The sequence below is a fragment of the Alkalihalobacillus sp. AL-G genome, from assembly GCF_030643805.1.
In the GTDB taxonomy this organism is placed as follows: Bacteria; Bacillota; Bacilli; order Bacillales; family Fictibacillaceae; genus Pseudalkalibacillus.
Window position 1 is genome coordinate 806496 of record NZ_CP094656.1, and the last position, 13415, is coordinate 819910.

Here is a 13415-nt window from a genome sequence, read left to right on the forward strand (position 1 = left end):
TGAAAACGCAGGTTCATTTCTGCTATAATGAACGGGTGTGCAGGTTACTACCCGTTTATTGGTTACTATGTCTGGGATTGTTGAGGGATTTGTATGGCTGAGTTGATCAAACCGATTGTCGTAAATATATCATTAATCGTTTCATTGGCTTTTTTAGCGAATATGGTTTTTCCATTTCGATCTAACGATTACTTAACCTTTAAGAAGCAAGTTTTCTTTGGACTGATCAGTTCGATTGCGGCATTATTATGTATGCTTTATCCTGTTGATACATTTCGGTCAACAGTTTTCGATCTGCGTACGGTCCCCCTTATGGTCGTAACCCTATATGCTGGGTTTGCTCCAGGGGCTATTTGTGCTCTCATTATCTGTATTGCCCGCCTTGGGATCGGTGGTGACTATGCTTGGATCGGTGTAATGATTACAGTTATTGCATTATTGACTGCTTTCGGGTTTTCCAAGACATTTGCTGAATCAAATAAACGATGGAAGCCAAGCCTTGTTGCCGGTTTCCTCTATTTTCTGTTTTATATCTTGATTATAAATATTTACTTGGACTTTGTTCCGAATTATTTTTATTTGGTCTATTTTATCCCATTTTTTCTAACCTATTTTCTGATGGTCGTTTTGATTGATCGTCTTTTGAAAATTAATATGCAGCTTGACGAAACGATTTATCTTGGGAAGTTATCTGTCCTTGGACAAATGGCTGCTTCAATCGCGCATGAAATTCGGAACCCACTCACTACGATACGTGGTATGATCCAATTCCTTGCTATTGATACGAAGGATGAACAATTAAAGCAATATAGCCCCCTCTTAATCGATGAACTTGATAGGAGCAACAAAATCATCACAGATTATTTAACACTTGTAAAACCAGGTGAATTAAAGCTCGAAAAGTTCGATTTACAGAAGGTAGTCCAGGATACAATAAATTTGCTGATGCCTCTCGGGGCTTTTCATAATGTTGAAATAAAAAGTAAAATAACAGGTTCCTATAAGGTCAAGGCAGATGAGCAGCAATTCAAGCAATGCCTGATCAATATTATTAAAAATGGAATCGAAGCTATTGACGGAAATGGTGTTATTCGTATTAAAGCAAACTATAAGCATCCTGATCAGGTATTATTATTGATTGAGGATAACGGGAGTGGCATGACGAAAAATGAGCTTGAAAAAATAGGTTTACCTTATTATACAACTAAAACGAAAGGAACTGGACTAGGTACGATGATCACTTTCCGTCTAATCCAGAATATGGGTGGATCAGTCCAGTACAAGAGTATTTTAGATAAGGGGACAGTGGTAATCATTAGCCTGCCTATTATCGATTGATTTAAAAGGGATGACCCTGTGCATGAAAATTAACCACGTTAAGTAATAGGTTATCGCCATGAAGGTCATCCCAGTTCGGTAGTATTTGGTGGTTACGTGCCTGTACCATTAGAATTTGTGCTTGTCGTACCCGTGTTGTCCCCGGTACCATCATCAGTACCCGTGTCAGAACCATCATCGCCATCGCCCGTACCGGTACCACCGTCAGAGCCATCGCCTCCAGCACCGCCGCCACCTGTCCCGTCATCCGTACCACCGTCAGTTCCACCATCTCCAGTACCGTCATCAGAACCGCCGTTGTCACCATCATCCTCATTGTTACCATCGGAATTACCTTCATCATCCGATTCTGAGTCACCTTCATCTTTTTTCTTCTTTTTGTCATCCTTCTCTTTTTTCTTAACTTTATCCGGTTTTTGAGGTGCTGGTTTATATTCACTCGGAAAGTCAGTACCTTTTACAAACAATTCTGTCGTAACGGCTGGCTCAGGAGTGTAGGCAGACGCCTTTTTACCGTTTCGCTCATCGATCTCTACCTCAACTACAGTAGAAGGCTTTTCAAAATCTTTTACTTCTTTACCAGCAGAGACATGTTCCATTACATTTTTAAAAATAAGCTGTGAGATGTCTGAATCCTTATCGGTCACATATTGGTCTTGTGTCGTTTTGTCGTACCCTGTCCAAACTGCAGCAGTATATTGAGTCGTGTAACCGACAAACCATGAATCAGTCGAACCATCTTCAACGCCTTTAGGCGGATTGGTGGTTCCTGTTTTTCCTGCAAGAGGAAGGCCGTCAATATTGGCTAAAGTCCCTGTACCATTACGAACAACATCCTTCAGCATGTCGGTAATCATATAGGCAGTATATTGATTCATCGCTTTTTGGCTTTTCGATTCAAAGAATATCGTTTCACCGGTAGAGTAAACAACTTTTCGTACGGTGTAAGGCTGATTGTACTTGCCTTCGTTCCCGAACGTTGCATAGGCACCTGCCATTTGCATTGGAGAAACACCATGCTCGAAGCCGCCAATCGCATACGACGGATAGGTAACATCTAAAGAAATTCCTAGCTTACTGGCAAACTCTCGTGCCCGGTCACTACCGACTTCCGAAAATGTCTTGATGGCAGGGATGTTGTAGGATTTGACCAACGCCTCCCGCATCGAGAGCATTCCATGGTATTCTTCATCCCAGTTTTGAAATGTTTTGCCATCAATTTCAAGTTCATCATCTAAAATCTGGTGGTATGTCGACCATTTTTCAAACTCGATAGCAGGACCATAAGCAAGAATCGGTTTAATGGTGGATCCAGGCTGTCTGCGAGTATCGGTCGCATAATTGAAGCCTCTTTTTACATCGGCTTCATTCGGATTCCGATTTCCGCCGATTGCACGGATAGCTCCTGAATTCGTATCTAAAAGGACGATTCCAGCCTTGAATTTTTCGTTAGGGAAAGGAATATGCCCGTCACCTGTCAGAATTTTTTCTGTGTGCTTCTGTGCATTCGGATCGAGCGTGGTGTAAATTTTCAACCCATTAGTATACAGGACATGTTCAGGTATACCCTTTGCGGTTAATTCATTGATTACCTGGTCTATAAAGGATTCGAACTGAGGACCCTCTGGCTGTTTACGTAATAGATTTTCTAATTTAGTAGATTTCGCTTTTCCAGCTTCTGCACTCGTAATATACCGATGCTGTTCCATGAGTGAAAGAACGATATTTCTTCGCTCGAGCGCACGTTCGGGATGTTTGGTCGGATCATAGCCGCTTGGCCGTTGGGGGAGACCTGCTAGTAGGGATGCCTCTGCTAGTGTCAAGTCCTCTACTTTTTTACCGAAATAGACATCTGCTGCGGCCCCAATCCCATAAGCACCGTGACCGAAGTACACTTTATTCAAATACATTTCGAGAATCTGATCCTTTGTATATTTTTGTTCTAGTTTGATAGCAAGGTAGGCTTCCTTCACTTTCCGTTCAATCGTTTTTTCGGGGGAAAGGTAGGTATTTTTAATGATCTGCTGTGTGATTGTACTGCCACCTTCTGCACCCCAGCCTTCCTTTAAATTCGCGAGTGCAGCACCGGCAATACGTTTCAGATCGATACCAAAATGCTCACGAAACCGTGCATCTTCAGTTGCGATAAATGCTGCTTGGACATGTTTTGGTACATCTTCAATTTCAACTTTGATTCTATGCTTTTTCCCCGCAATGTCGACAATCTTATTTCCGTTCATATCATAAATGGCTGAGGATTGAGCATACTTCAGCTCATCTGGATCAAGTGGAGGAGCATCCTGAATAAATGCAAAACCTGTCACACCGCCTGCGATAAGAAATAGCAAGAAGACGAGAAAGGTTGCTAGAAAAATCTTGATGTATCCTCGGTTGTTTTGTTGTTTAGAAGCTTTACGTATTGCAAAACGTGAAGGCATAACCATCCAACCTTTCAAAAAATAGTATTTATTCTTTGGTTGGAATACCCACGGTTCTTCATTTTTAAACATTCATTTAAGCGATATTCATGAATCATGAACATAAACTATAGCCAACAATCATAAAAATTGTTTAGTTGGACTATTTGAGGGTAAAGAAAAAATGGAGTACAACGAATAGAACAGGGGGGGAAAGAATGATTGAATTCAATCAGGTGAAAAAAACGTATCAGGATGGTTTTGAAGCCTTGAAAGAAATTAATCTCCACGTACATAAAGGCGAGCTATTGACCCTGATCGGACCAAGTGGCTGCGGGAAAACGACAACAATGAAAATGATCAATCGACTACTAGAGCCGACAGGTGGAGATATTTTTGTCAATGGGAAAAATATTAAACAACAAAATCCTGTCGAGCTTCGGAAGAAATGTTTGAAATGAATGCGAAGGTAGATATAGATGACATGGATCCTAAGGAGGTTGCGATCGAATTTTTGAAAAAGGAAGGATTGATCGATTAGAAGAAGAAAGGGGCTGACGTTACGTTGGTCTCTTTTTATTTCATTGGGGAGTGTTTAAGGACTATGAAAAAGTGAGTCAACAATAATACTAAATATGTATAGGTATACCATTAGTAGTAGAAAAATCACGATTGGACCTATTTAACGTTTATGTCCAATGCTCGATTGTCACCAACGGGTTTCTGTCTGAAAATAGAATTGTATGAAAAATCCAAATAATTCGGAGGGGACCTATGAAAAAAATAGTTGCTCTATTGCTCAGTTTAACATTACTTACAGGACTGTTACTTGCATCACAAACCTCAAATAATGTACAAGCATCAACTACCCTGGAAGTCGATGAAGCCTTGACGAATGTACTCAACACCGCAGGAAATGCATTCTTGGTGGAAGCAGTGATAACCTACTCGCAAATGCCGACAGATCAACAGATTCAGGAATTAAAGGATTTTGGATTGTTGACGAAAACGTATAAGAACTTACCGATGGTTGCCGTTCAAGGTACGAAACTGGAAATCGACTCTTTACTGAAGTCAGGTATAGACGCTCTATCTATTTTTTATAACAAAGACCTTGAATATAAATTGCGTGATAGCCGGAGATTGATTGGTGCAGAGAACGTATGGAATGACCTTGGTTATACTGGAGAAGGAACGACTGTAGCCGTAATTGACAGTGGTATTGATGCCACACATACGGACCTGCCGTACGGTGATAAGGTCATCCAAAATGTGAAGTTCCTTGTCGGACAAAGCTTATTCTCAGATAGCTCGGATTCACTCTATTTAGAAAACGTCCAAAACACAGATACTAGCTCAGGACACGGAACACATGTGGCGGGTACAATTGCAGGGCTTGGTACGGCAAGTGATGGATTATACACTGGTATTGCACCGGGTGCAAAGTTAGTCGGACTCAGTACTGGTGAAGGAATCAATATTTTCTGGGCACTTGAAGCATTCGATTATGTACTTGGAAATCAAGATACCTATGGTATCGATGTAATCAGTAACAGCTGGGGAACAACAGGCGAATACTCTCCGAATGACCCGATCAATGTGGCGAGCAAAAAAGCGCACGATGCTGGAATGATCGTCACGTTTGCAGCAGGAAATGAAGGTCCCGATAATGACACGTTGAATCCGTATTCGGCTGCACCATGGGTCATTTCTGTTGCAGCAGGTACAAAGGATAAGCAGTTGGCGGATTTCTCATCACGAGGAATTCCAGGAGATGAACTTGTCCACCCAGATATAACTGCACCGGGCGTCGATATCGTTGCCACCAAATCCTCAACCGGGCTTGTGATGAACACACTTGGAACAACAACAGATATAACATATATTTCTCCAGAATACTTACCTTATTATACAACAGCAAGCGGAACCAGTATGGCAACCCCTCATATTTCTGGAGTTGTAGCATTAATGCTTGAAGCCAACCCGGATTTGACACCGGACCAAGTGTTGAACGCACTACAATCAACAGCCGATCCAATGTCTGGATTTGACTTGCATGAAGTTGGAGCCGGATATGTCAATGCGTATGAAGCAGTGAATTCTGTAAAATAAACGTTATCACCAAAATACGAGACTGATTGGAATGTACCGTGTTCCAGTCAGTCTTTTATCAATCTCTTAATCCATTAGTTGTACCTATTCTAGTATTAACCTAGTATATGCTTACACCCTTTGCATTATTGTGTTCGGTGGCTTTCTGTCCGAAAATAGAATTGTATGAAAAATAAAACAATTCTAACAGGAGGGAACATATGAAACGTATATTTGCAACATTACTCAGTTTATCCTTACTCGTGGGTCTTTTTTTCGCCTCACAAACACCGAATCGTGTACAAGCATCTGCACTTGAGGTCGATGAAACTTTAACGGATATACTTAGTATTTCTGATAAGGATTCAATCATCGAAGCTGTGGTCACTTACTCACAAATGCCAACGGATCAACAGGTGCAGGAATTGAATGAGTTTGGGATACGAACAAAAACGTATAAGCATTTACCGATGATTGCGGTTAAAGGAACGAAGCTGGAAATTGACGCCCTGCTTCAATCAGGTTTGGAAGCTTTATCTATTTATTACAATAAAGACCTTGAATATTTTCTTCGTGACAGTCGAAAATTAGTTGGTGCTGAAAAAGTTTGGAATGATCTTGGTTACACAGGAAAAGGGACTACTGTCGCGGTCATTGATAGTGGTATTGATGCCACACATCCAGATCTTCCAATGGGTGAAAAAGTAGTGCAGAACGTTAAATTCCTGCTAGGAAATTTGTTTACGGATGAACCACTATATATGGAGAATGTTGTAAACACAGATACATCTTCAGGTCATGGTACCCATGTTGCTGGAACAATTGCAGGTCAAGGAACGGCAAGTGACGGATTATACAAGGGAATTGCTCCTGATGCAAAATTAGTGGGTCTTGGTACAGGGGAAGGGATCAATATCCTTTGGTCGCTAGAAGCCTTCGATTACGTTTTGGAAAACCAAGAGAAATATGGTATTGATGTAATCAGCAATAGCTGGGGTACAACAGGTGAATATTCTCCAAACAACCCTATTAATGTAGCAAGTAAAAAAGCACATGATGCAGGAATGGTTGTTACGTTTGCAGCGGGCAACGCGGGTCCAGATGATAACACCTTAAATCCTTACTCTGCAGCCCCTTGGGTCATTTCGGTTGCAGCAGGAACGAAAGATAAACAGTTAGCTGACTTTTCTTCAAGAGGGATTCCGGGAGATGAACTTGTTCATCCGGATATTACAGCCCCAGGGGTAGATATTGTTGCAACAAAGTCATCTACTGGAGTAGTAATGAATTCACTTGGATCCACTACTGACGCAATATATATTGCTCCTGAACATCTTCCATATTATACAACAGCGAGCGGTACAAGTATGGCCACCCCTCATATTTCGGGAATCGTAGCATTAATGAGGGAATCTCAACCTGGTTTGCACCCTGATATCGTTCTAGATATTTTACAAAAAACAGCAGATCCGATGGAAGGGTATGAAGTTCATGAGGTTGGATCAGGTTATGTAAATGCGTACGAGGCTGTTCAGCTTGCCGAACGTACAAAACCGAATCTTGGAAAATATAAAGACAAGGAAACAGGAAAAACCTATGAAACTTTTTTTGTAGAACAGACATGGGATGGTAGCATAGGGGTAGGTGCTTCGGAGGCAGGCGCTGCTTCACATGACTATTACAATATCGAACTTGGCCGTGATGCAGTTAGCTTAACGGTTCGAATTGATTGGACCTCTCCTACGAACGATCTCGACTTAGAAGTTCGTGATCCATCTGGTGATCTAGCAGGTTCATCTGGGAGTGCTGTTTCAACGACAGAGCAAACAACAATTTCTACTGTTACTGAAGGTACGTATGCAGTTGATGTTGTGGGCTGGTTAAATACGGTTGAACAATATACAGGAACTTATATAGTTGAAAAAATCTTAAAGTAAAAGACTATGGGGCTGAGATAATCAGCCCCATTTTTTTCTATGCTGACAATTACTGATATCTGTCGCATAATTTGTAACCCTAGTAACGGACATAAATTGTTATAACGGATAGAAAAGTATAATAGAAGCATAAGAAAGGGGGTGAAGTGTGTGCGAATTCAAAATCTGATCGTAAAAGGGATAATTGCGAGTGTATGTCTGCTTGTTCCAACCGAAGTGCTAGCTGATGGGGATGGGAACTCGGATGATCATCTGGCACCTCCTGTTGAAAAGCTCGACTTGTCAGATTCTCAGAATGATAAGGAGAATGGGAATTCCAATCAAGGGAATCCACCTGACAATCATGGGCAAGAGCAAAAAGCTGAAAATGCCAAACGCGAGCTTCCTGTTAATGCAAATGTAGAAGCTCATCTCCAGCAATCGAATGGTGAAGAGAAACGTTCACTCCATGTCGATGCAGGTAATGGAAAAGGGGCAGTTCATGCAAATGCTCAGTTTGAAAAGCAGCATGGTAAGGATCAGTCTCAGTCAGCTAGTGGCTCTCGTAAAAATGAGGCAACAGTACATAGCGATCGCAATAAGGTTAGAACGAATGGTAAGGAATCGTTACACTCTGAAGTGAAGAATGACGGGCAATACTTACAAGAAGATTCTAATCGAACCTTAAATCCTGAACAGAAAGACTCAAACGATCAGAAGTCATTTACTACCGACGGTAATGAAAAGGAACCAAAACCGTTACCAGCAAATTCCGATAATACACCTGTGCAAACTCCGGTCGCTATTCCGGTACAACAGGTGCTGCAAATATCGAAGGCTGGTGGACCTAATGGAGATGGGCAATCCTCTACTTCGGGTAATGGCTTCACATATTATGGGATCGCTTCGCTTGGGGACGGTCTATTGATTACACTGGTAAGTGACTATTCTAATGAAATTAAAAGAAAGCACAATCAGTGGATCAATGCGCCGCCTTCACCACCACCGAAATCAAACCTTCTTTAAACAATACATGTTGTGAAATAAGCTTTTAAAAAAACTAATTGTTGAAGAAGGAGAGATTTTTAATGGTACGAGTAAACGGAAAAATGGTGGTAAAATCATTAGTATTCGCTGGAGCACTTTCTTTAGGAGCACTTGTAGGTGTTGATTCTGCAGATGCAGCAGGTCACGGAAAAGCAGAAACAAAAGCAAAGGTACAAGCATTGCATACAGACATAAAAGTTGAGGTAAATACAAAATCTCAAGGACACGTACATGCAAGTGAAACCGCAAAGGCTCATGCATCTGCGAATTCCGCTGTACATGCTGGTGCTAAGGAAGATACAGAAGTATCAGTAGAGGAAGAAGATACAACTGTTGAAGTTGATACCGAAGTTGAAACTGAAGAAACTACTACAGACACTGATGTAGAAGCAGACACTGATGTTGCTGTAGATGGAGATGTAGAAGCTGATACGGACGTCGAAGAAGAAACAGAAGCTGAAGTTAAGGTAAACCCATCTACAGAAAATAAAGCTAACGCCATGGCTCATCTAAGAGCAAGCGAAACAGCAAAAGCACATGCTGCAGCAAACTCAGCTGTTCACGCTACTCCAGAAGTTGATGTAGATGTAGAAGCTGATACAGACACAGAAACAGAAACTGATGTAGAAGCAGACGTAGATGTAAAAACTGAAGATGACGATCTAGAAAACGATGGCGAAGAAACAGAAGAAGACACTGATTCAGATGTAGATACAGATGCTGAAACTGATGTAACAACTGATGTTGACACAGATGTTGAAGAGAACGTAGAAACAGATGTAGAAACTAATGTAGAAACTAATGTTGAAGAAGATACTGCTACGGACGTAGAAACTGAAGAAAAAGTAAGTCCTTCTGTTGAAAACAAAGCAAATGCAATGGCTCATGTAAAAGCAAGTGAAACAGCGAAGGCACATGCAGCAGCAAACTCTGCTGTAATGGCTGGTACTACTGAAGAAGACACTACTGTGGAAGAGAACGTAGAAACAGATGTAGAAGCAGATACTGATGCAGAAACAAACACTGAAGTTGAAGCAGATGAAACAAATACAGTAGAACTTCCAGAACAACAATAATTTCCGTTTTAAACAAAGGATTGACTCAAATATGGGTCAATCCTTTATTTTTGCAAAATATTGTAATTAGAAATTTCTGAATGTTCTTAAATTGCCTTGACAGCGCTTTCGCAATTCTATTAGTATGAATAGTAATGAGACAAGGGAGGGATAGATATTGAGTAGTTTACTTTTAGCAGCAATAGGAATTGTAGTCTTTTTGTTAGGGTATAGGTATTATTCTAAATTCATATCCGAAAAGATTTATCAGCTTGACCCCAATTATGTAACACCAGCACATAAATACAAGGATGGTGTCGATTTCGTACCGACTAATAAGTTTGTTCTATGGGGACACCATTTCAGCTCAGTAGCAGGAGCTGCACCGATTCTTGGTCCAGCTATTGCAGTTTATTGGGGATGGTTGCCTGCAGTATTATGGGTAGTGTTAGGAACTGTATTTGCGGCAGGTGTCCATGATTTCGGAACACTTGTCCTATCAGTACGAAATAAAGGACAATCTGTTGGGACACTTACTGATAAGTTAATTGGTAAACGTGCTAAAATCTTGTTTCTATTCATCATATTAATCCTTATGTTAATGGTTAATGCAGTATTCGCCTGGGTAATTGCAAATCTATTTGTTTCATTTCCAGCATCGGTGCTTTCCATTTTCATTCAGATTCCATTAGCGGTTTGGATGGGCTATACTGTCTACAAAAAGAGTGGCAGCATGCTTCTACCGTCTATCGTCGCTTTAGCAGTCATGTATGGTACGGCAGTAATTGCCTCGAGAGTAGAATTCCTCCAAATCGACTTGGTAAATTGGTTTGGCGGCGAGGCCAATACCGTAATGTTTGGATTGAACGGAGTAGCAATGGCATTCTTCGTTTGGATCATCGTATTAATGGTCTATGTATATTTTTCATCAACTTTACCGGTATGGAAGCTATTACAGCCAAGAGACTATATTAATTCACATCAGCTTGTACTAGGACTAGTCATTCTTTATTTAGGCGTCTTATTCATGAATCCTGAAATTACCGCGCCTGCAGTCAATTCAGGAGTGTCTACGTCCATGTGGCCGTTACTCTTCATAACAATTGCTTGTGGAGCCATTTCCGGTTTTCACGGACTTGTTTCTTCTGGTACATCTTCAAAACAAATTGATAAAGAAACCGATGCACGCTTTGTAGGTTATCTCGGCGCAGTGGGTGAAGGAATGCTTGCCCTCTTAGCGATTATTGCGGTAGCCACCTTCTTTACAACCGGAGCAGATTTTAAAGCTGCGTATAGTAGCTTTGCGGCAGCAAGCAGCGGGGGACTCGGTAACTTTATCGGTGGAGCAGCACAGCTTGCTACGGGCGTTGGGATCCCTGCAGATATTGCAGCAACGATCGTTTCAGTCATTGTGATCAGCTTTGCCGCTACATCTTTGGATACCGCGGTCCGATTAATGCGTTATATAATCTCAGAACTTGGAAGTGAGTATAATCTTCCATCACTGACAAAGGCTCATGTTGCAACAACAATCGCAGTTGTGTCAAGCGCAGCACTTGTATTGCTTCCAAAAGGTCCAAATGGTTTTGGGTCTGGCGGATTCTTACTATGGCCGTTATTTGGAACTGCCAACCAGCTTTTAGCTGGAATCAGTTTATTATTAATCTCCATTTGGCTTAAAAATCAGGGTCGGAACTTTATGCCGACATTCATTCCGATGGTATTCATATTGTTCATGACCATCTGGGCTATGGGAAAACAGGTCATATTAGATTGGTCTGGAGCCGGTGCATCAGATCTCAATATCTTGTTGTTCGTGTTCGGATCCTTGATTCTCGGATTTGCGATCTGGATCATTATAGAAGCAGCTTCTGTCCTTAAGAACAATCAAGGTCCAGCAGATATCGATAAATCAGCTTAGTCGTATCTAGCGAGGGGGGCGGGATAAACTGCTCCCCTTTTTTGCATGTTGGAGACTGTATGTGAGCAAGAGGCACGTTGGGGCGGATGTTTTGACAATGAAAGCCGAACTATTAATTGTACGTGTTTGGCCTGTAGTTGGCGGAGGCGTTTCTGATGACGGGTTCATCAGCTTGAGCGATGAATTTGCAGATGATTGACAGAAGATGAACAGATAGGTGCAATTTATCTGCAAATCACTGAGCGTTTTGGCGAAAAAGTTAACCTTACAACAACAATTGACAATACAAGGTGTTGATCCCATTGGATAAAAAGAATTGGTCACTAAAAAAATTGATGGAATTTTATGATGAAATAATCAGTCATCCACACAAAACAGAAATCAAGCGGGAGCTACGTGATGAGGACGATCTTTTCTTGTTGCTTTGCTTTTCAGAATTACTTGGTATTCCAAATCCGGTTTCCTATTATACGTTAGAACTTTATCCAACCATACTTGAACGCTTTCATGATTGGCACTTAAGAATGGGCATGGAAAAATCACCGTTAGAAGGCATCAGATGTTGTTAATGCAGAAAAGGACGTGACTATAGATGAAAAAAATCGTCAACAAACAAATCATATTTTTCGGTGGTAAGGGCGGAGTTGGGAAATCAACCTCTTCTTCTGCTTATGCACTTGCGACTGCAAGGCAGGGAAAGCGAATCCTTCTCGTTTCCACAGACCCAGCTCATAATCTAGGCGATCTATTCCATGCAAAGCTTTCTGGAAAACCTACAAAGTTGACCGAAAATCTATGGGGAATTGAAATTGATCCTGATGAAGAAACGAAACGTTACCTTAAAGGGGTGAAACAAAATTTAAAAGGACTTGTTAAGCCGAAAATGATTGAAGAGGTCCACCGGCAGATCGACCTGGCCGGAAGTTCGCCAGGTGCTGATGAAGCCGCAATGTTTGAACGAATTGTTTCAATTATTTTAAATGAGAAGGATTCCTTCGATATGATCGTGTTCGACACAGCTCCGACCGGGCATACGATTCGACTTTTAACATTGCCAGAACTAATGGGCGCCTGGATTGATGGAATGCTTAAAAGACGAGAAAGTATGAACGAAAATTATTCAGCCTGGATGGGGGACGGCGAACCTGTTGAGGATCCAATCTATGATATACTCCAAAAACGAAAGGAACGTTTTGCAGAAGTCCGTAAATTGTTACTGGATTCTACTCAAACAGAATACGTCTTCGTGTTAAACGCTGAACGTCTTCCAATCTTGGAAACGGAAAAAGCAATAGGAACGCTGGCGAAGCATGATCTTAACGTACGGACGATTGTCGTCAATAAACTGTTGCCGAGCGAAGAAACGAGTTCGTTTTTCCAAAGACGGAAGGCGCAGGAAAAGGAGTACTTAAGCTGGATCAATGAAACATTCGATCAGCAGGAAAAGATTCATTTACCTCTTTTGGATGGTGATATTTCAACATTGGATGCTCTTGTTCGGATCAGTGAAACGATGGAAAAAGAAATAATATAAATTATAAGATGGAACGGAATAATTAACCTGAGCGGATAAACTGTTATCCCGCTCAGGTTTTCTATTGGAACTATTTATGTTAACGGATAAAAGACT

General features: G+C 41.2%; 10 protein-coding genes and 1 pseudogene. 10 read left to right on the plus strand and 1 reads right to left on the minus strand.

Features of this window, described 5'->3' with window-relative positions; translation table 11 throughout:
* Positions 1 to 93: 93 nt before the first annotated feature.
* The gene (locus MOJ78_RS04140; RefSeq protein WP_304979951.1) at positions 94 to 1338 is read left to right on the plus strand and encodes an ATP-binding protein; all 1245 of its coding nucleotides are present in this window, start codon (positions 94 to 96) and stop codon (positions 1336 to 1338) included.
* A 92-nt stretch (positions 1339 to 1430) separates the two neighbouring features.
* On the opposite strand, the gene MOJ78_RS04145 is transcribed toward MOJ78_RS04140, so the two are convergent.
* Complete coding sequence (locus tag MOJ78_RS04145) at positions 1431 to 3776, minus strand: transglycosylase domain-containing protein (RefSeq protein WP_304979952.1); 2346 nt, start codon at positions 3774 to 3776, stop codon at positions 1431 to 1433.
* Between the two features lie 197 nt (positions 3777 to 3973).
* Between MOJ78_RS04145 and MOJ78_RS04150 the strand changes: the two are divergent.
* The 9 genes and pseudogenes from MOJ78_RS04150 to MOJ78_RS04190 form a co-directional block, all read left to right on the plus strand.
* Positions 3974 to 4201 (plus strand): annotated as a pseudogene (locus tag MOJ78_RS04150) (ATP-binding cassette domain-containing protein); the annotation flags it as partial.
* Between the two features lie 328 nt (positions 4202 to 4529).
* Entirely contained in the window at positions 4530 to 5867 is a 1338-nt protein-coding gene (locus tag MOJ78_RS04155) for a S8 family serine peptidase (RefSeq protein ID WP_304979953.1), read from the plus strand.
* 200 nt (positions 5868 to 6067) lie between these two features.
* A complete protein-coding gene (locus tag MOJ78_RS04160) occupies positions 6068 to 7783 on the plus strand; it encodes a S8 family peptidase (protein ID WP_304979954.1) in 1716 nt (571 codons plus the stop codon).
* A 150-nt stretch (positions 7784 to 7933) separates the two neighbouring features.
* The gene (locus MOJ78_RS04165) at positions 7934 to 8788 is read left to right on the plus strand and encodes a hypothetical protein (protein WP_304979955.1); all 855 of its coding nucleotides are present in this window, start codon (positions 7934 to 7936) and stop codon (positions 8786 to 8788) included.
* A 62-nt stretch (positions 8789 to 8850) separates the two neighbouring features.
* Positions 8851 to 9885 carry a ring-infected erythrocyte surface antigen domain-containing protein gene (locus MOJ78_RS04170; protein WP_304979956.1) on the plus strand — a complete coding sequence of 345 codons (1035 nt, stop codon included), beginning with the start codon at positions 8851 to 8853 and terminating at the stop codon, positions 9883 to 9885.
* Between the two features lie 157 nt (positions 9886 to 10042).
* The gene (locus MOJ78_RS04175; RefSeq protein WP_304979957.1) at positions 10043 to 11785 is read left to right on the plus strand and encodes a carbon starvation CstA family protein; all 1743 of its coding nucleotides are present in this window, start codon (positions 10043 to 10045) and stop codon (positions 11783 to 11785) included.
* A gap of 61 nt (positions 11786 to 11846) precedes the next feature.
* Complete coding sequence (locus MOJ78_RS04180) at positions 11847 to 11984, plus strand: hypothetical protein (protein ID WP_304979958.1); 138 nt, start codon at positions 11847 to 11849, stop codon at positions 11982 to 11984.
* Between the two features lie 136 nt (positions 11985 to 12120).
* Positions 12121 to 12354, plus strand: a complete 234-nt coding sequence (locus tag MOJ78_RS04185) for a cory-CC-star protein (RefSeq protein WP_304981177.1) — start codon at positions 12121 to 12123, stop codon at positions 12352 to 12354.
* Between the two features lie 23 nt (positions 12355 to 12377).
* Positions 12378 to 13319, plus strand: coding sequence for an ArsA family ATPase (locus MOJ78_RS04190; RefSeq protein ID WP_304979959.1), 942 nt, complete (start codon positions 12378 to 12380; stop codon positions 13317 to 13319).
* Positions 13320 to 13415 lie beyond the last annotated feature (96 nt).

Coding starts and splice junctions, on each gene's coding strand:
- MOJ78_RS04140 (WP_304979951.1), top strand. CDS start 94: ATGGCTGAGTTGATCAAACCGATTGTCGTAAATATATCATTAATCGTT.
- MOJ78_RS04145 (WP_304979952.1), bottom strand. CDS start 3,776: ATGCCTTCACGTTTTGCAATACGTAAAGCTTCTAAACAACAAAACAAC.
- MOJ78_RS04155 (WP_304979953.1), top strand. CDS start 4,530: ATGAAAAAAATAGTTGCTCTATTGCTCAGTTTAACATTACTTACAGGA.
- MOJ78_RS04160 (WP_304979954.1), top strand. CDS start 6,068: ATGAAACGTATATTTGCAACATTACTCAGTTTATCCTTACTCGTGGGT.
- MOJ78_RS04170 (WP_304979956.1), top strand. CDS start 8,851: ATGGTACGAGTAAACGGAAAAATGGTGGTAAAATCATTAGTATTCGCT.
- MOJ78_RS04185 (WP_304981177.1), top strand. CDS start 12,121: ATGGAATTTTATGATGAAATAATCAGTCATCCACACAAAACAGAAATC.
- MOJ78_RS04190 (WP_304979959.1), top strand. CDS start 12,378: ATGAAAAAAATCGTCAACAAACAAATCATATTTTTCGGTGGTAAGGGC.